Source organism: Streptomyces sp. NBC_01381 (assembly GCF_026340305.1).
Lineage (GTDB): Bacteria > Actinomycetota > Actinomycetes > Streptomycetales > Streptomycetaceae > Streptomyces.
In genome coordinates, this window is the sequence record NZ_JAPEPI010000002.1 from 2,820,333 (window position 1) to 2,838,260 (window position 17,928).

Annotated in this window: 15 protein-coding genes; 12 read left to right on the forward strand and 3 right to left on the reverse strand. The window is 70.9% G+C overall.

Annotated elements, in window-relative coordinates; all coding sequences use genetic code 11:
* Positions 1-90: 90 nt before the first annotated feature.
* The 10 genes from hpnE (at position 91) to OG453_RS45200 (ending at position 11,859) form a co-directional block, all read left to right on the forward strand.
* Entirely contained in the window at positions 91-1,470 is a 1,380-nt protein-coding gene (gene hpnE / locus OG453_RS34140) for a hydroxysqualene dehydroxylase HpnE (protein WP_266872426.1), read from the forward strand.
* Positions 1,467-2,597, forward strand: a complete 1,131-nt coding sequence (locus OG453_RS34145) for a polyprenyl synthetase family protein (protein ID WP_266872427.1) — start codon at positions 1,467-1,469, stop codon at positions 2,595-2,597. The genes hpnE and OG453_RS34145 overlap by 4 nt, the downstream gene beginning before the upstream one ends.
* Positions 2,598-2,731: 134 nt before the next feature.
* Entirely contained in the window at positions 2,732-4,759 is a 2,028-nt protein-coding gene (gene shc, locus OG453_RS34150; protein ID WP_266872428.1) for a squalene--hopene cyclase, read from the forward strand.
* The gene (locus tag OG453_RS34155; protein ID WP_266872429.1) at positions 4,759-5,409 is read left to right on the forward strand and encodes a 1-hydroxy-2-methyl-2-butenyl 4-diphosphate reductase; all 651 of its coding nucleotides are present in this window, start codon (positions 4,759-4,761) and stop codon (positions 5,407-5,409) included. Before shc ends, OG453_RS34155 begins: the two co-directional genes overlap by 1 nt.
* Positions 5,410-5,414: 5 nt before the next feature.
* Positions 5,415-6,437 (forward strand): adenosyl-hopene transferase HpnH, encoded by a 1,023-nt coding sequence (gene hpnH, locus OG453_RS34160; RefSeq protein WP_266872430.1) that lies wholly within the window; start codon positions 5,415-5,417, stop codon positions 6,435-6,437.
* Between the two features lie 4 nt (positions 6,438-6,441).
* Positions 6,442-7,608, forward strand: coding sequence for a flavodoxin-dependent (E)-4-hydroxy-3-methylbut-2-enyl-diphosphate synthase (gene ispG / locus OG453_RS34165; RefSeq protein WP_266872431.1), 1,167 nt, complete (start codon positions 6,442-6,444; stop codon positions 7,606-7,608).
* 24 nt (positions 7,609-7,632) lie between these two features.
* Positions 7,633-9,558 (forward strand): 1-deoxy-D-xylulose-5-phosphate synthase, encoded by a 1,926-nt coding sequence (gene dxs / locus OG453_RS34170; protein WP_266872432.1) that lies wholly within the window; start codon positions 7,633-7,635, stop codon positions 9,556-9,558.
* Positions 9,559-9,574: 16 nt separating this feature from the next.
* Entirely contained in the window at positions 9,575-10,960 is a 1,386-nt protein-coding gene (locus OG453_RS34175; protein ID WP_266872433.1) for an aspartate aminotransferase family protein, read from the forward strand.
* Between the two features lie 72 nt (positions 10,961-11,032).
* Positions 11,033-11,674, forward strand: a complete 642-nt coding sequence (locus tag OG453_RS34180) for a helix-turn-helix domain-containing protein (RefSeq protein ID WP_266872434.1) — start codon at positions 11,033-11,035, stop codon at positions 11,672-11,674.
* Between the two features lie 68 nt (positions 11,675-11,742).
* Positions 11,743-11,859, forward strand: a complete 117-nt coding sequence (locus tag OG453_RS45200) for a DUF6126 family protein (protein WP_135329603.1) — start codon at positions 11,743-11,745, stop codon at positions 11,857-11,859.
* Between the two features lie 18 nt (positions 11,860-11,877).
* Here the strand turns inward: OG453_RS45200 and OG453_RS34190 are convergent, their stop codons facing one another.
* The gene (locus tag OG453_RS34190) at positions 11,878-12,684 is read right to left on the reverse strand and encodes a tyrosine-protein phosphatase (protein ID WP_266872436.1); all 807 of its coding nucleotides are present in this window, start codon (positions 12,682-12,684) and stop codon (positions 11,878-11,880) included.
* Between the two features lie 181 nt (positions 12,685-12,865).
* Between OG453_RS34190 and OG453_RS34195 the strand changes: the two genes are divergently transcribed.
* Both OG453_RS34195 and OG453_RS34200 read left to right on the forward strand, forming a co-directional pair.
* The gene (locus OG453_RS34195) at positions 12,866-14,974 is read left to right on the forward strand and encodes an alpha-galactosidase (protein ID WP_266872437.1); all 2,109 of its coding nucleotides are present in this window, start codon (positions 12,866-12,868) and stop codon (positions 14,972-14,974) included.
* A 123-nt stretch (positions 14,975-15,097) separates the two neighbouring features.
* Positions 15,098-15,916: an SGNH/GDSL hydrolase family protein gene (locus OG453_RS34200; RefSeq protein ID WP_266872438.1), complete on the forward strand. Its 819-nt coding sequence runs from the start codon at positions 15,098-15,100 to the stop codon at positions 15,914-15,916.
* Positions 15,917-15,931: 15 nt separating this feature from the next.
* Here OG453_RS34200 and OG453_RS34205 read toward each other — a convergent pair whose 3' ends face one another.
* Both OG453_RS34205 and OG453_RS34210 read right to left on the reverse strand, forming a co-directional pair.
* Entirely contained in the window at positions 15,932-16,546 is a 615-nt protein-coding gene (locus tag OG453_RS34205) for a TetR/AcrR family transcriptional regulator (RefSeq protein ID WP_266872439.1), read from the reverse strand.
* Positions 16,547-16,581: 35 nt separating this feature from the next.
* Entirely contained in the window at positions 16,582-17,781 is a 1,200-nt protein-coding gene (locus OG453_RS34210; protein WP_266872440.1) for a glutamate dehydrogenase, read from the reverse strand.
* Positions 17,782-17,928: the final 147 nt, after the last annotated feature.

Below are 17,928 nucleotides of genomic sequence, written 5' to 3' on the forward strand. Positions count from 1 at the left end.
GCGGGCAACTCGGTGCAACTCCGCGCAACCGGCGGGCAACCCTCCGCACCGCCCCGGCGTCCCAGACTTCAACGGTCAAGGGGGAAAAGCATGAAGGGTGAGGAAAGCAGGGGCGCGGCGGTGGTGATCGGCGGCGGTCTCGCCGGCATCACCGCGGCGCTGTCCCTCGCCGACGCGGGACTGCGGGTGACGCTGCTCGAAGGGCGGCCGCGCCTCGGCGGCCTCGCGTTCTCCTTCAAGCGCGGCGACCTGACCGTCGACAACGGCCAGCACGTCTATCTGCGCTGCTGCACCGCCTACCGCTGGTTCCTCGACCGCGTCGAAGGCGCGGCGCTCGCGCCCCTGCAGGAACGTCTCGACGTGCCCGTGCTCGACGCCGACCGGAACCGGCTCGGACGGCTTCGGCGCACCGCGCTGCCCGTGCCGCTGCACCTGGCGGCGAGCCTGGCCACGTATCCGCATCTGTCGCTCGCCGAGCGCGCCAAGGTGGGGCGCGCGGCGCTCGCCCTCCAGGGGCTCGACCCGGCCGATCCCCAGCTGGACGGCCAGGACTTCGGCAGCTGGCTCGCCCGGCACGGCCAGTCGGCGCGCGCCATCGAGGCCCTGTGGGACCTCGTCGGTGTGGCCACGCTCAACGCCGTCGCGGGGGACTCCTCGCTGGGCCTCGCCGCGATGGTGTTCAAGACCGGGCTGCTCTCCGAACCCGGCGCCGCCGACATCGGCTGGGCACGCGTGCCCCTCGGTGATCTCCATGACACGCTGGCCCGCAAGGCGCTCGACTCCGCGGGCGTACGAACCGAACTGAGGACACGCGCCACCTCCATCTCCCGTACGGAGAACGGGGGTTGGCGGGTCGAAGTTCCCGGCGAGACGCTCGACGCCGACACGGTCGTGCTCGCCGTGCCGCAGGCCGAGACCCACGACCTGCTGCCGGACGGTGTGCTCGACGAACCCGACCGGCTGCTCGACATCGACACGGCGCCGATCCTCAACATCCATGTCGTGTACGACCGCAAGGTGCTCAAGCGGCCCTTCTTCGCGGCCATCGGCTCGCCCGTGCAGTGGGTCTTCGACCGGACCGACGCCTCGGGGCTGCGCGAAGGGCAGTATCTGGCGCTCTCCCAGTCCGCCGCCCAGGACGAGATCGACGCGCCCGTCGCCGCGCTGCGCGAGCGCTATCTGCCGGAGCTCGAGCGGCTGCTGCCCGCCGCGCACGGCGCCGGCGTACGGGACTTCTTCGTGACTCGGGAGCGCACGGCGACCTTCGCGCCGACTCCCGGCGTGGGCCGGCTGCGGCCCGGTGCTCGCACCAAGGCTCCCGGCCTGTACCTGGCCGGGGCGTGGACCGCCACCGGGTGGCCCGCGACCATGGAGAGCGCCGTCCGCAGTGGCATCAGTGCCGCCCGGGCCGCTCTCTCCACACTCGACCGCCCGCGTGACCACCTCTTCGACGTCGAGGAGGCCGCGTGAAGCTAGACCTTCTGGGGTCAGGTCCCCAGAAATCCAGCACCGGAACAAGAGGAGAGACTGTGCCGACTGTGCCCTCGGCCGAAACGGCTGCCGACACGGTGGACGTGACCTCACTGCTCGAGCGCGGAAGGACGCTGGCCACCCCGGTGCTGCGGTCTGCCGTGGCCCGCCTGGCGCCGCCCATGGACACCGTCGCCGCCTACCACTTCGGCTGGATCGACGCCGAGGGCAACCCGTCCGACGGCGACGGCGGAAAGGCCGTGCGCCCCGCGCTCGCCCTGCTCTCCGCCGAGGCCGCGGGCGCCGCGCCCGAGGTCGGCGTCCCCGGAGCGGTCGCCGTCGAACTCGTACACAACTTCTCGTTGCTGCACGACGACCTGATGGACGGCGACGAGCAGCGCCGCCACCGCGACACGGTGTGGAAGGTGCACGGCCCGGCCCAGGCGATCCTCGTCGGCGACGCCCTCTTCGCGCTCGCCAACGAGATCCTCCTGGAGCTCGGCACCGTCGAGGCGGGCCGCGCCACGCGCCGCCTGACCACCGCCACGCGCGCGCTGATCGACGGCCAGGCGCAGGACATCTCCTACGAGCACCGCGAGCGGGTCACCGTCGAGGAGTGCCTGGAGATGGAGGGCAACAAGACCGGCGCCCTGCTCGCCTGCGCGGTCTCCATCGGCGCGGTCCTCGGCGGCGCCGACGACCACACCGCCGACACCCTGGAGAAGTACGGCTACCACCTCGGCCTCGCCTTCCAGGCCGTGGACGATCTGCTCGGCATCTGGGGCGACCCGGAGGCCACCGGCAAGCAGACTTGGAGCGACCTTCGCCAGCGCAAGAAGTCCCTGCCGGTCGTCGCCGCGCTCGCCGCGGGCGGAGCCGCGTCCGAGCAGCTCGCCGAGCTGCTCGCCGCCGACGCCAAGAGCAATGACTTCGAGAGCTTCTCCGAGGAGGAGTTCGCCGCGCGTGCCGCCCTGATCGAGCAGGCGGGCGGCCGCGAGTGGACCGCCGAGGAGGCCCGGCGCCAGCACGCCATCGCCATCGAGGCGCTGGACACCATCCAGATGCCGGACCGGGTACGGGCGCAGCTCGTCGCGCTCGCCGACTTCGTCGTCGTACGAAAGAGATGATCACTATCGCGCGGATATGCGGGCCTTCTGGGGGGTAACCCCCAGACCCCCAGGCAGTCGCCGGCCGGCGCTTCGCGTCGGCCGACGGCGGACCCACAGCAGACGTATTCACTGCACTGCACGAAGGGGAAGCCATGACAGCGACGACCGACGGAAGCACCGGAGCGGTGACGCCCCGCGCAGCCTCGGCCAGCCAGCCCATCGACATGACCGCCACGACCGCCGCGACGGCAGGAGCGCTCGACGCCGCCACGCGGGCCATACAACGCTCCACCGACTTCCTGCTCGCCCAGCAGGACACCCAGGGCTGGTGGAAGGGCGACCTCGACACGAACGTGACGATGGACGCCGAGGACCTGCTGCTCCGGCAGTTCCTGGGGATCCGGGACGAGCGGACCACCCGCGCGGCCGCGCTCTTCATCCGCGGCGAGCAGCGCGACGACGGGACCTGGGCCACCTTCCACGGCGGACCCTCCGAACTCTCCACCACCGTCGAGGCATACGTCGCGCTGCGGCTCGCCGGGGACGCCCCGGACGACCCGCACATGGCGAAGGCCTCCGCGTGGATCCGCGACCAGGGCGGCATCGCCGCGAGCCGGGTCTTCACCCGCATCTGGCTCGCCCTGTTCGGCTGGTGGAAGTGGGACGACCTGCCCGAACTCCCGCCGGAGCTCATCTACTTCCCCAAGTGGTTCCCGCTCAACATCTATGACTTCGGGTGCTGGGCCCGGCAGACGATCGTGCCGCTCACGATCGTCTCCGCCAAGCGGCCCGTGCGGCCCGCGCCCTTCCCCCTTGACGAACTGCACAGCGACGCGCGCCGGCCGAATCCGGGCAAGCCCCTTGCCCCCGTGGCGAGTTGGGACGGCGTCTTCCAGCGCCTGGACAAGGCGCTGCACCTCTATCACAAGGTCGCCCCGCGCAAGGTGCGCAAGGCCGCGATGAACACAGCCGCTCGCTGGATCATCGAGCGGCAGGAGAACGACGGCTGCTGGGGCGGCATCCAGCCGCCCGCGGTCTACTCGGTCATCGCGCTGCACCTGCTCGGCTACGACCTGGAGCACCCGGTCCTGAAGGCCGGGCTCGCCTCGCTCGACCGGTTCGCCGTCTGGCGCGAGGACGGCGCCCGGATGATCGAGGCGTGTCAGTCGCCGGTCTGGGACACCTGCCTCGCGACCATCGCACTCGCCGACGCGGGCGTGCCCGCCGACCATCCGCAGCTGGTCAAGGCCGCCGACTGGATGCTCGGCGAGGAGATCGCGCGCCCCGGCGACTGGGCGGTGCGCAGGCCCCGACTGGCCCCCGGCGGCTGGGCGTTCGAGTTCCACAACGACAACTACCCGGACATCGACGACACCGCGGAGGTCATCCTGGCCCTGCGCCGGGTCGAGCATCCCGACCGCGCACGCCTGGAGAACGCGATCGGCCGAGGCATGCGCTGGAACCTGGGCATGCAGTCGAGGAACGGCGCCTGGGCCGCCTTCGACGCCGACAACACCAGCCCGTTCCCCAACCGGCTGCCGTTCTGCGACTTCGGCGAGGTCATCGACCCGCCGTCCGCCGACGTCACCGGGCACGTCGTCGAGATGCTCGCCGTCGAGGGCAAGGCGCACGATCCGCGCACCCGGCGCGGCATCGAGTGGCTGCTCGCCGAACAGGAGGCGGACGGCGCCTGGTTCGGCCGCTGGGGCGTCAACTACGTATACGGGACGGGCTCCGTGGTCCCGGCGCTCACCGCGGCGGGCCTGCCGGCCTCGCACCCGGCGATCCGCCGCGCCGTCGGCTGGCTGGAGTCGGTGCAGAACGACGACGGCGGCTGGGGCGAGGATCTGCGCTCCTACCGCTACGAGGAGTGGCGGGGCCACGGCGCGTCCACCGCCTCGCAGACCGCCTGGGCGCTGCTCGCGCTGCTCGCGGCCGGTGAGCACGACGGCAAGGCCGTGGAGCGGGGCATCGCCTTTCTCGCCGAGACCCAGCTGCCCGACGGCTCCTGGGACGAGCCGTACTTCACCGGCACCGGATTCCCCTGGGACTTCTCGATCAACTACCACCTGTACCGGCAGGTCTTCCCGCTCACCGCGCTCGGCAGGTACGTCAACGGAGACCCGTTCGCGGCGCTGTCCGGCAAGCTGTCCGGCGAGTTGTCCGGCAAGGGGAGCTGATGGCCAAAGCCCCGGCCCGTCCGGACCCCGCACCGCTGCTGATCGCCTGCGCGCTCGGCATCGAGCGCCTCGCCCTGCGCACGGGCGAACGCGGCGGCGCCCATGGACGGGTCACCGTGCTCCGTACGGGCATGGGCCCCAAGAACGCCGAGCGGGCCGTCACCGGTGCGCTCGGCAAGGAGTCGCTGCACGACGCGGCCGTGGTGGCCACGGGCTTCTGCGCCGGGCTCGCCCCGGGCATGTACCCCGGTGACCTGGTTGTCGCCGAGGAGACCCGGTCCGCGCACGGCCGCACCCCGTGCGTCGGAACCGAACTCCTGGTCAAGGAGCTGGTGCGGGCCCTGCCGGGCCGCACCGTGCACACCGGCCCGCTCATCGGCTCCGACCACGTGGTCCGCGGGCACGAACGCGCCGACCTGCTGACCACGGGCGCGATCGCGGTGGACATGGAGTCCGCCGCGACGCTGCACAGTGCGGTGCGGGCCGGACAGCGGCCCGTTGCCGCCGTCCGGGTGGTCGTTGACACCCCACAGCACGAACTGGTCCGTATCGGCACGGTGCGCGGTGGAATATCAGCTTTCCGCGTTCTTCGCGCCGTGCTTCCCGCTTTCTTCGAATGGCACCGTTCTTCTTTGCTCCCCCGGAGGTGAGCCAGATGGCCATGCCGCTGCGCCAGACCGTCAAGGTCGCGACATATCTCTTTGAACAGAAGCTGCGCAAGCGGGAGAAGTTCCCGCTGATCGTCGAGTTGGAGCCGCTCTTCGCGTGCAACCTCGCGTGCGAGGGATGCGGAAAGATCCAGCACCCGGCCGGAGTGCTCAAGCAGCGCATGCCGGTGGCCCAGGCCGTGGGCGCCGTGCTCGAATCCGGTGCGCCGATGGTGTCCATCGCAGGCGGCGAACCGCTGATGCACCCTCAGATCGACGAGATCGTGCGGCAGTTGGTGGCGAAGAAGAAGTACGTCTTCCTCTGCACCAACGCCATGCTGCTGCGCAAGAAGCTGAAGAAGTTCACGCCTTCCCCGTACTTCGCGTTCGCCGTGCACATCGACGGAATGCGGGAGCGGCACGACGAATCCGTCGCGAAGGAGGGCGTGTTCGACGAGGCGGTGGAGGCCATCAAGGAAGCCAAGAAACAAGGTTTCCGGGTGACCACGAACTCCACCTTCTTCAGCAACGACACGCCGCAGAACATCATCGAGGTCCTCAACTTTCTCAATGACGAACTGCAGGTCGACGAGATGATGCTGTCGCCCGCCTACGCCTACGAGAAGGCGCCGGACCAGGAGCACTTCCTGGGCGTCGAGCAGACCCGCGAACTCTTCAAGAAGGCTTTCGCGGGCGGCAACCGGCGGCGCTGGCGGCTCAACCACTCGCCGCTCTTCCTGGACTTCCTGGAGGGCAAGGCGGACTTCTCCTGCACTGCGTGGGCGATCCCGAACTACTCGCTCTTCGGCTGGCAGCGCCCCTGCTATCTGATGAGCGACGGGTACGTGCCGACGTACAGGGAGCTCATCGAGGAGACCGACTGGAGCAAGTACGGCCGCGGCAAGGACCCGCGGTGCGCCAACTGCATGGCGCACTGCGGCTACGAACCGACCGCCGTACTCGCCACCATGGGTTCCCTCAAGGAGTCCCTCCGCGCCGCCCGTGAGACGGTCTCCGGAAACCGCGGGTGACGTCATGAACCCTGGAACGCCCGTTTCGCTGGGCCTTCCCGAGCTGCCGGTCCGACCGATCTCGGAGCGTCGCGTCTCGCGGCGCATCGAGGTCGGGCCGGTGGCGGTGGGGGGCGGTGCGCCCGTCTCGGTGCAGTCGATGACGACGACGCGTACGTCCGACATCGGGGCGACGCTGCAGCAGATCGCCGAGCTGACGGCGTCCGGCTGCCAGATCGTGCGCGTGGCGTGCCCGACGCAGGATGACGCGGACGCGTTGGCGACGATCGCGCGCAAGTCGCAGATCCCGGTGATCGCCGACATTCACTTTCAGCCGAAGTATGTGTTCGCGGCGATCGACGCGGGCTGCGCGGCGGTGCGTGTGAACCCGGGCAACATCAAGCAGTTCGACGACAAGGTCGCGGAGATCGCGCGGGCCGCCTCCCAGGCCGGTACGCCGATCCGGATCGGCGTCAACGCGGGTTCGCTGGACGCGCGCCTTCTTAAGAAGTACGGGAAGGCCACTCCGGAGGCGCTCGTCGAGTCGGCCCTCTGGGAGGCCTCGCTCTTCGAGGAGCACGGCTTCCGGGACATCAAGATCTCGGTGAAGCACAACGACCCGGTCGTGATGGTGAATGCCTACCGCCAGCTCGCCGCCGCCTGCGACTATCCGCTGCACCTCGGTGTGACGGAGGCCGGTCCGGCCTTCCAGGGCACGATCAAGTCGGCGGTCGCCTTCGGGGCGTTGCTGAGCGAGGGCATCGGCGACACCATCCGTGTCTCGCTGTCCGCACCGCCCGCCGAGGAGGTCAAGGTCGGAATCCAGATCCTGGAGTCGCTGAACCTGCGCCAACGGCGCCTGGAGATCGTCTCCTGCCCGTCCTGCGGGCGGGCGCAGGTGGACGTGTACAAGCTGGCCGACGAGGTCACGGCGGGCCTCGACGGCATGGAGGTGCCACTGCGCGTCGCCGTCATGGGATGTGTCGTCAACGGTCCTGGGGAGGCCCGTGAGGCGGATCTCGGTGTCGCGTCCGGCAATGGCAAGGGGCAGATTTTCGTCAAGGGCGAGGTCATCAAGACCGTGCCCGAGTCGAAGATCGTGGAGACCCTCATCGAAGAGGCGATGAAGATCGCCGCACAGATGGAGGACGACGGCATCGCCTCAGGGCTGCCCGCCGTCACCGTGAGCTGAACAAACCAGAGAGGGGGCCCGAGCATGACCATTCTGGACACCATTCGGGGGCCGCGGGATCTGAAGGCGCTGACCGAGGCCGAGCTCGACGAACTGGCCGAGGAGATCCGGGAGTTCCTGGTGCACGCGGTCGCCAGAACCGGCGGCCATCTCGGGCCCAATCTGGGGGTGGTGGAACTCTCCGTCGCCCTCCACCGGGTCTTCGAGTCGCCGGTCGACCGCATCGTCTGGGACACCGGCCACCAGAGCTACGTACACAAACTGCTCACGGGGCGGCAGGACTTCTCCAAGCTGCGCGGCAAGGGCGGCCTCTCCGGCTATCCCTCGCGTGCGGAGTCCGAGCACGACATCGTCGAGAACAGCCATGCCTCGACCGCGCTCGGCTGGGCCGACGGTCTCGCCAAGGCGCGCCAGGTGCTCGGCGAGCGCGGGCATGTGGTCGCCGTCATCGGGGACGGCGCGCTCACCGGCGGCATGGCGTGGGAGGCGCTCAACAACATCGCGGCCGCGAAGGACCGGCCGCTGATCATCGTCGTGAACGACAACGAGCGTTCGTACGCCCCGACGATCGGTGGCCTCGCGAACCACCTCGCCACGCTGCGTACGACCGACAGCTATGAGCGGGTGCTCGCCTGGGGCAAGGACATACTCCAGCGCACTCCCGTCATCGGGCACACCGTGTACGAGTCGTTGCACGGCGCCAAGAAGGGCTTCAAGGACGCCTTCGCGCCGCAGGGCATGTTCGAGGACCTGGGGCTCAAGTACGTCGGGCCGATCGACGGTCACGACATCGGCGCCGTCGAGTCGGCGCTGCGCCGCGCGAAACGCTTCCACGGCCCCGTCCTGATCCACTGCCTCACCGAGAAGGGGCGCGGCTACGAACCGGCGCTCGCCGACGAGGCGGACCGCTTCCACACCGTCGGTGTGATGGACCCGCTGACCTGCGAGCCGCTCGCACCCTCCAACGGCCCTTCCTGGACCTCGGTGTTCGGCGACGAGATCGTCCGTATCGGGGCCGAGCGGGATGACGTCGTGGCGATCACGGCGGCGATGCTCGGACCGGTCGGCCTGACGAAGTTCGCCGAGGCCTACCCGGACCGGGTGTGGGATGTGGGGATCGCCGAGCAGCATGCCGCGGTGTCGGCTGCCGGGCTCGCGACCGGGGGACTGCACCCCGTCGTGGCGCTCTACGCCACCTTCCTCAACCGGGCCTTCGACCAGCTTCTGATGGATGTGGCGCTGCACGAGTGCGGGGTCACTTTCGTCCTCGACCGCGCCGGGGTCACGGGCGTCGACGGTGCGTCGCACAACGGCATGTGGGACATGTCGATCCTGCAGGTCGTGCCGGGGCTGCGGATCGCGGCGCCGCGCGATGCCGACCAACTGCGGGCGCAGCTGCGGGAAGCGGTCAATGTCGACGACGCGCCCACGCTCCTTCGCTTCCCCAAGGAGTCCGTGGGGCCCGCGATCCCCGCCGTCGACCGGATCGGCGGCATGGACGTGCTGGCCCAGGACCCGGGCGCGGAGGTCCTGTTGGTGGCGGTCGGGGTGATGGCGCCCGTCTGTCTGCAGGCCGCCGAGCTGCTGCGCGAGCGGGGTCTCGCCTGCACCGTGGTCGACCCGCGCTGGGTCAAGCCGGTCGACGCCGAGCTGCCGGGGCTCGCCGCACGGCACCGGGTCGTGGGGGTCGTCGAGGACAACAGCCGGGCCGCGGGCGTCGGATCCGCGGTGGCGCTGGCGCTTGACGAGGCCGAAGTCGACGTACCCGTACGGCGGTTCGGCATCCCCGACCAATTCCTGGCGCACGCCAAGCGGGGCGAGGTGCTCGCGGACCTCGGCCTGACGCCGGTCGAGATCGCGGGGCGGATCAGCGCGACGGTGGCCCGCCGCGAGAAGGAGAACGCGGCCGCCGAGGAGAAGGCGGGCACAGTCAAGGAGACACGGGCATGACCAAGGAGAAGCGGGCATGACCAAGGAGTTCGACCTCGGCAGACTCCTCGCCGAGCGAGGAGCCGAGCGCTACGACCTGCATGCGCGGCACCTGAACCACCAGCTGCCGCGGATGCTGCACACCATCGGCTTCGACAAGGTCTACGAACGGGCCGAGGGCGCGTACTTCTGGGACGCGGACGGCGACGACTACCTCGACATGCTCGCGGGCTTCGGCGTGATGGGGCTCGGCCGGCACCACCCCGTCGTCCGCAAGGCGCTGCACGACGTCCTGGACGCCTCGCTCGCCGATCTGACGCGCTTCGACTGCCAGCCGCTGCCCGGCCTGCTCGCCGAGCAACTCCTCACGCACAGCCCGCACTTGGACCGGGTCTTCTTCGGCAACAGCGGTACGGAGGCCGTCGAGACGGCGCTGAAGTTCGCGCGGTACGCGACCGGGAAGCCGCGGGTGCTCTACTGCACGCACGCCTTCCACGGCCTGACCACAGGCTCGCTCTCGGTCAACGGCGAGAGCGGCTTCCGGGACGGCTTCGCGCCGCTGCTGCCCGACACGGCGATCCCGCTCGGCGATCTGGACGCCCTGGAGAAAGAGCTGAAGCAGGGTGACGTGGCCGGGCTCATCCTGGAGCCCATCCAGGGCAAGGGCGTGCACGAGACGCCGCCCGGATATCTGCGCGCCGCCCAGGAGCTGCTGCGCCGGCACAAGGCGCTGCTCATCGCCGACGAGGTGCAGACCGGCCTCGGCAGGACCGGCGACTTCTACGCGTACCAGCACGAGGAGGGGGTCGAGCCGGACCTGGTGTGCGTCGCGAAGGCACTCTCGGGCGGCTATGTGCCGGTCGGCGCGACGCTCGGCAAGGACTGGATCTTCAAGAAGGTCTTCTCGTCCATGGACCGGGTGCTCGTGCACTCGGCGAGCTTCGGCTCCAACGCGCAGGCGATGGCCGCCGGGCTCGCGGTGCTCTCCGTCATGGACGAGGAGAAGGTCGTCGAGAACGCCCGGGTGACGGGGGAACTGCTCAAGAGCCGGCTCGCCGCGCTCGTCGACCGCTATGAGCTCCTGAGCGAGGTGCGCGGCCGCGGCCTCATGATCGGCATCGAGTTCGGTCGGCCCAAGTCCCTGAAACTGCGCGGGCGTTGGACGATGCTGCAGGCGGCGCGCAAGGGTCTCTTCGCCCAGATGGTGGTCGTGCCGCTGCTGCAGAAGCACCGCATCCTCACCCAGGTCTCGGGTGACCATCTGGAGGTCATCAAGCTGATCCCGCCGCTGATCATCGGGGAGCGCGAGGTGGACCGGTTCGTCGAGGCCTTCACCGCGGTGATGGACGAGGCGCACAGCGGCGGCGGGCTGATGTGGGACTTCGGCAGGACGCTGGTGAAGCAGGCGGTCGCGAACCGCTGAGGCGCCCCATCGGGTCTTTGCCTCTGGGGCAAGAAAGTTGCCTCAGGGGTAAGGGCCTGGCTCAATCAAGGTATGAGCCCTGCCGAGCCGGAGCCGGTCGAACCCGAGGCCGCCGAACCGCTGCCCGCCGTCGCGCCGCAACTGCGTGACCTGCGACGACGTGCCGCCCTCACGCTGGAGGCCGCGGCCCGCACCGCCGGGCTCTCGCCCGCCCATCTCTCCCGCCTGGAGACCGGGCAGCGCCAGCCGTCGCTGCCGATGCTGCTCGCGCTCGCCCGCACCTACGGTACGACGGTCTCGGAGCTGCTCGGCGAGACCCCCGCGGACCGGGACGCGATCGTCCGCGCCGCCGACATGGAGCCGACCCGGGCGGGCGGCTGGACCTACTGGCAGGCCGGCGCCCCGGCGCGCGGCATGCAGGCGCTGCGGGTGCATGTGCCGCACGGCGCGCAGGGCGACATCGTGCGCGTCCATCCCGGCGAGGAGTGGCTGTACGTCCTGAAGGGGCGGCTTCGGCTGCGGCTCGGCGACGCCACGTACACCCTCGAGCCCGGGGACAGCGCGCACTTCGACTCGCTGACCCCGCACCGGATCGCCGCCGCGGACCGCCTCGGTGCCGATCTTCTCTTCGTCCACACCCTGCTGCAGAGTCCCGCCACCGCGCTGTGCCTCGGCGGGACCGCGCACAGCCCCACCCTGGGAGACCCGCGATGACGGAACCTGAAGCGCAGCAGCCGGACCGGGACCGGGACCAGGAGCAGCCCGCTCGCAAGGCCATGGCCATGGAGGAGAAGTTCCCGCGGGGACTCTGGGTGCGGCTGATCGTCTACGTCGCGGTGGGGCACCTCTTCGCGGCCTTCATCTACCTGCTCTTCTCGCTGGGCGCGCAGAACCAGTAGGGACCGCCGGGCGGCGGCTCAGTCCAGCAGGTGCGCGCGCAGCCGCTCACGGGTCTCGGGGGTCACGTCGAGGCCCTCGGTGAGGTAGGTCTCCGTGTCGCCCCAGGTCTGCTCGATGGTCTCGAAGGCGGCCGCCAGATATTCGGCACGGGCCTCGAAGAGCGGGCTGAGCAGCGCCATGACCTCGGGGGACATCGCGTCGGGGGAGTTGTTGCTGCGGTGCACCTTGTAGCGGCGGTGGGTGGCGTTCGACTCCAGGTAGTCCGCCTCGATGGCATCGCGCTCGACGCCGACGGCGAGCAGCGTGACGGCAATGGAGAGGCCCGCACGGTCCTTGCCCGCGGCGCAGTGCATCAGCGCAGGGACGCTGTCGCCCGCGATGTCGTGCAGCACCCGGCTGTGCTCGGCGGTGCGGTCCTTGATGATCGTGCGGTACGAGGACGACATGCGGCCCGCGGCCTGCCCGTCGTCGAGCGCGGCGCGCAGCTGGTCCAGATCGCCGTCGCGCACCATCTGCCAGAACTCGGCGCCGTCGGCCGGGTCGGTCAGCGGCAGATTCACATTGCGTACGCCGGGCAGCGCGACGTCCGGGCCTTCGAGCCGCTGGTCGGCCGCGTTGCGGAAGTCGAAGATCGTGTGCAGGCTCAGCGACGCGAGGAACGCGGAGTCGGCCTCCGTGGCGTGCGCGAGGTGACCGCTGCGGAAGAGCCGCCCCTGCCGGACCCGGCGGCCGTCGACGGTCGGAAGCCCGCCCACATCGCGGAAATTACGGACTCCGGTCAGCTCGGGCTCCGACACCTCGGTCGGCGGGACTTGCTGCGTCACGGGGGCTCCTCCGTCCGGCCGCCGGCGCTGCTCGCCGGTGGGGTGCGACTTCGACGATACGACACGGGATCCTGAGGCAATCACTGCCGGTGCACGAGCGTTGCCTCACAGCTGATGCCGCCTCGATGATGTGCGTACACGCGCGTGCCTGTCGGTATCGGGTCGAATCTGTGGGGGACTGATGATCGAGGTCGGCGAGAACGGTCGTACGTGGCTGCTTTCCGGGCCCACCAGCAGCTACGCGCTGCGGCTCACGGCCCGCGACGAACTGCTGCATCTGCACTGGGGTCCCCGCATCGCCCTGGCCGACGCCGAGGCCCTCGCGGCGGAGCCGCTGCCTGCGGAGCGGGGCTTCGAGTCGGGGCTCGACGGGTGGGAGGAGTATCCCGTCGAGGGCGGGCGGCGGTTCACGCGTCCCGCGCTCTCCGTGCGGGGTGCCGGGGTGCGCGGCACCGAGTGGCGGTTCTCCGGGGCCGGGACCGGAGAGGACGACGAGGCCGGGCAGGGCGAGCTGCGGCTTCAATTCAACGATTCCGCACACCAGTTGGCCGTCACGCTGGTCTACCGGATGCGCGGCGACATCATCGAGCGCCATGCGGTCCTGCGTCACGAGGGGCCAGCGAGCGCCCCCGAGCTGGAGCTGCTCCGCGCCGACTCCGCCACCTGGACCCTGCCCACGCGCGAGCACTGGCGGCTCTCGCAGCTGCACGGCCGCTGGGCCGCCGAGTCGCAGCTGGTGCGGTCACCGGTCACGTACGGAGAGAAGGTCATCGGCAGCCGGCGCGGCCACACCGGGCATCAGCATCTGCCCTGGGTGGCGCTGGACGCGGAGGGGGCGACCGAGGAGCGCGGGGAGGTCTACAGCTGCGCGCTCGGCTGGTCGGGGTCGTGGCGGATCGCGGTGGCGCAACTGCCGGACGGGGCCGTGCAGATCACCGGCGGCAGCGGGTCCGACGACTCCGGGCAGCTGCTCCTCGCGCCCGGCGAGGAGTGCGTGACGCCCGTCTTCGCGGGGCTGTGGAGCGACGGCGGCTTCGGGGGCGCGAGCCGGGCCTGGCACGCCTATCAGCGGGAGCACGTGATCCCCGACGCCGGTGTGACGCGGCCCGTGCTCTACAACTCCTGGGAGGCCACCGGCTTCGACATCGCCGAGGACCAGCAGCGGGCGCTCGCCGAGCGGGCGGCGGCGATGGGCGTGGAGCTGTTCGTGGTGGACGACGCGTGGTTCGGGCAGCGGGTCAGCGACCGTGCCGGGCTCGGCGACTGGACCCCCAATCCGGACCGCTTCCCCGGCGGTCTGAAGCCCCTCGCCGACGAGGTGCACGCCCTGGGCATGAGCTTCGGGATCTGGGTCGAACCGGAGATGGTGAACCCCGACAGCGACCTCTACCGCGCCCACCCCGACTGGGTGCAGCACCACCCCGGACGCGACCGCACCGAGTTCCGCAACCAGCTCGTCCTCAACCTCGCCCGCGAGGACGTCCAGGAGTATCTCTGGGAGCGGCTCGACGCGCTGCTCTCCAGCGCCCCGATCGACTATGTGAAGTGGGACTTCAACCGCAGCTTCACCGACCCCGGCTGGCCGGGCGAGCGCTATCCGCAGCGGATCTGGCACGACCATGTGCACGCCCTGTACGCACTGGTCGACCGGCTGCGGGCCGCGCATCCCGGCGTGGCCTTCGAGTCCTGCTCGGGCGGCGGCGGCCGGATCGACCTCGGGATCCTCTCCCGTACCGACCAGGTGTGGACCTCAGACAACACCGACCCGCTCGACCGGCTCACCATCCAGCACGGCTTCAGTCAGCTGCACCCCGCCCGAGTCATGGCCGCCTGGGTCACCGACAGCCCGAACACTCAGCTCAACGACCGGGTCAGCGGCCTGCGCTTCCGCTTCGTGAGCGCCATGGCGGGCGTACTCGGCATCGGCGGCGACCTCACGGAGTGGACCGAGGGCGAGCTGGCCGAGGCGGGTGAGTGGGTGAGCCTCTACAAGGAGATCCGGCCCGTGGTGCAGCTCGGCGACCTCTACCGGCTGCGCCCGCCCGAGGACTCGCTCAGCGCGGTGCAGTACGTCCACGGCGACGAGACCGTCGTCCTCGCGTGGCTGCGGGCGCAGTCCTACGGGGAGCCGTCGCCCCGGGTGCGGCTGCGGGGCCTCGACCCCGCGGCGGCCTACGTCTGCCAGGGCACCGGCGTCGTCCACCGGGGCGCGGTGCTGCTGCACCACGGGCTGCGGACGGGGCTGCGCGGTGACCTGGACGCGGCGGTGTTCCGCTTCCGCAGGATGTGAGCGGCTCGGCGGACCACCGCGTATTCCGGCTTGGAACAATCTTGACCGGTGGCCTATCTCACCCCCCGTCAACCCCTCCCTACGGTGGCGTAGGTCACTTGACGAGGTGAAAGATGTGACGACGTGACAGCAGAGTCGACATCCTTCATTCGTGACACATTCACCTCCTACGCAGCGGTCGGCGACAGCTTCACCGAGGGGGTGGGGGACCCGGGGCCCGACGGCGCGTTCGTCGGCTGGGCCGACCGTCTCGCCGTCCTGCTCGACGACCGGGTGCCCGAGCACACCTTCCGGTACGCCAATCTCGCCGTACGAGGCAAACTCCTCGACCAGATCGTCGCGGACCAGGTGCCGAAGGCCAGGGAGTTCGCCCCCGACCTGCTGACCTTCTGCGCCGGCGGCAACGACATCATCCGTCCCGGCACCGACCCGGACGAGGTGGCCGAGCGGTTCGAGCGCGCGGTCGCCGACCTCACCTCGGCGGTCGGCACCGTCATGGTGACCACCGGCTTCGACACCCGCAGTGTCGCCGTGCTCAAGCATCTGCGCGGCAAGATCGCCACGTACAACATGCATGTCCGCGCGATCGCCGACCGCTACGGCTGCCCCGTGCTCGACCTGTGGTCGCTCAAGACCGTCCAGGACCGGCGCGCCTGGGACGGCGACCGGCTGCACCTCTCCGCCGAGGGGCACACGCGCGTGGCGCTGCGCGCGGGACAGGTCCTCGGCCTCGACGTGCCCGCGGACCCCGACCAGCCGTGGCCGCCGCTGCCGCCCCGGAACACCCTCGAAGTGCGGCGTGATGACATCCACTGGGCGCGCGAGTACCTGGTGCCGTGGATCGGGCGGCGCCTGCGGGGCGAGTCGTCCGGGGACCATGTGGAGGCGAAGGGGGCCGTGGACCCGTACACCGTCAGGATGCACATCGAGTCGGCGTCCTGAGCCGTCCGCCGACGCTCAGGCTGTCGTGGGGCGGGCCGGGGCGAGGCCCAGTTCGCGGTCGAGGGCCTCGTCCACCCAGGCGCGCATCCTGCCGCGCGGGACCGTTCCCTCGTACGCCGTCTGCTGGACCGCGAGGCCGTCGAGCAGGGCGGTCAGACGCAGCGCCGCGCCCTGAGGGTCGGGGCAGCGGAACTCGCCCGCGGCGACGCCTTCGGCGATGACCTCGGTGATCGCCGCCTTCCACTGCTGGTCGAGGTCGCGGGTGACCGTGCGCAGGGTGGGCTCGCGCAGTGCGGCGGACCAGCCCTCGATCCACAGGCGCCAGCCCTTGGCCTGGCCGGTGGGCGCGTACCAGCGGACGGCCGCGCGCAGCCTGCGCTCCGCCGTGGTGCGGCGGCCCAGGAGGGCGCGCAGATGGGCCAGGTCGCCCTCGGCGGCGTGCGCGAAGGCGGCGGCTACCAGGTTCTCCTTGGTCGAGAAGTGGTAGAGCACCAGGGCGTTGCTCACCCCCAGCGCGGCCGCCACGTCCGCGATGCGTACGGCGGCCACGCCGCGCACCTCGATCTGTTCGACGGTGGCGGACAGGAGCTCCGCACGCCGTTCCGCCACGCTCAACCGCACCCTTGCCACGTCGGGCAGCCTATCCACGGGGAGGGGCGGGCCACCTACGGGGCGTCCTTTCTCGGAGTCGCGTACCACCCGAAGCGGTCCGCGATCTCCGGGAGGCGGTCCGCGACCAGGGCGTGTGCGGCGGCGCGCGGTGTGGTGCCGTCCGCTTCCGCCCGCCCCAGTGTCCGCTCGACCAGCGCCCGCATCGAGCGGCGGATGTGCGCGAACGCCTCGTCCGGGTCGGCGCCGATGTCGCCGAACAGCGTCCACCACCACCAGGCGTTGGTGCCGGAGTTGACGACCACGTCAGGCAGCACGGTGACGCCGCGCGCCGCCAGGAGGTTCTCCGCCTCCGGCAGGACCGGCATGTTGGCCGCCTCCGCGATCCAACGGGCCGTGATCCGCTGCTGGTTCACCTCGTCGATCGCGTACGACACCGCTGCGGGGACCAGGATCTCCGCCTCCGTGGAGAGCCAGGACTCGCCCGGCAGTTCGCGGTCCCCGGGGCGCAGGGCCGCGCGGTCCACGGCGCCGTGCGCGTCCCGGGCGGCGAGCAGCGCCTCCACGTCGAGCCCCGCCGGATTGGCGATCGTGCCCCTGACATCGGCGACGGCCACGATCGCCAGTCCCGCGCGAGCGAGGAAGCGCGCGGTCGCGCCACCCATGGTGCCCAGGCCCTGCACGGCCACGCGCGCGCCCGCGTGTGCGTGGCCCGCCCGGTCGAGCGCCGCAAGGACCGCTTCGGCGACTCCGCAGCCGCCGACCAGCTCGTCGAGGCCCAGGCCGTCCACCCGCACGGCGAAGGCGTCCGCCAGACGGGCGCGGGCCTCGGTCTCGTCCTCCAGGAGCGGGTGGACCGCCTGGATCGTGGAGACGAGCCCCGCCTCCCGCGCCGCCTTGTCGACCAGGTCCTGCGTCAGGCCCAGGTCCTCGCCCGTGGTCCAGGCGTGCTCTACGTAGGGGCGCATCGCCCGGAGGTAGCGCACCAGGACGTCGTACGCCTCCGGGGAGCGCGGATCGCAGTCGATGCCGCCCTTGGCTCCGCCGAGCGGGACGTAGCGGGCGCTGGGGTCGTAGTGCAGGGCCTCCTTCATCGTCATGCCGCGGGCAAGTCCTGTGACCTCGTCGAGGGTGCAGCCGGGGCGCATCCGGAGCCCGCCGCTGCAGACGCCGCGGACGAGGCGGTCGACGACGAGGAAGCCCTGGCGGCCGGTGACGTGGTCGGTCCAGGTGAGGGAGAGCAAGGGGGCGGGCATGGCGCGCTCCTACTGAATGGAGAATCAGTAGGAGTACATCACGCGGTGCGAGGGTTGCCGATGGTGCCCCGTTACGCGGAGGCGGCCGATGACGATCCCTTCGGACGGCCGCTGCCGGAGGCGGTGCACATAATGGAGGCCTGATCT

Bases quoted from the DNA above. Each gene is read 5' to 3' on its own strand.
- OG453_RS45200 (WP_135329603.1), top strand. From the start codon at position 11,743: ATGGAGGAGAAGTTCCCGCGGGGACTCTGGGTGCGGCTGATCGTCTAC.
- hpnE (WP_266872426.1), top strand. From the start codon at position 91: ATGAAGGGTGAGGAAAGCAGGGGCGCGGCGGTGGTGATCGGCGGCGGT.
- hpnH (WP_266872430.1), top strand. From the start codon at position 5,415: ATGGCCATGCCGCTGCGCCAGACCGTCAAGGTCGCGACATATCTCTTT.
- ispG (WP_266872431.1), top strand. From the start codon at position 6,442: ATGAACCCTGGAACGCCCGTTTCGCTGGGCCTTCCCGAGCTGCCGGTC.
- OG453_RS34175 (WP_266872433.1), top strand. From the start codon at position 9,575: ATGACCAAGGAGTTCGACCTCGGCAGACTCCTCGCCGAGCGAGGAGCC.
- OG453_RS34180 (WP_266872434.1), top strand. From the start codon at position 11,033: ATGAGCCCTGCCGAGCCGGAGCCGGTCGAACCCGAGGCCGCCGAACCG.
- dxs (WP_266872432.1), top strand. From the start codon at position 7,633: ATGACCATTCTGGACACCATTCGGGGGCCGCGGGATCTGAAGGCGCTG.
- OG453_RS34155 (WP_266872429.1), top strand. From the start codon at position 4,759: ATGGCCAAAGCCCCGGCCCGTCCGGACCCCGCACCGCTGCTGATCGCC.
- OG453_RS34210 (WP_266872440.1), bottom strand. From the start codon at position 17,781: ATGCCCGCCCCCTTGCTCTCCCTCACCTGGACCGACCACGTCACCGGC.
- shc (WP_266872428.1), top strand. From the start codon at position 2,732: ATGACAGCGACGACCGACGGAAGCACCGGAGCGGTGACGCCCCGCGCA.
- OG453_RS34195 (WP_266872437.1), top strand. From the start codon at position 12,866: ATGATCGAGGTCGGCGAGAACGGTCGTACGTGGCTGCTTTCCGGGCCC.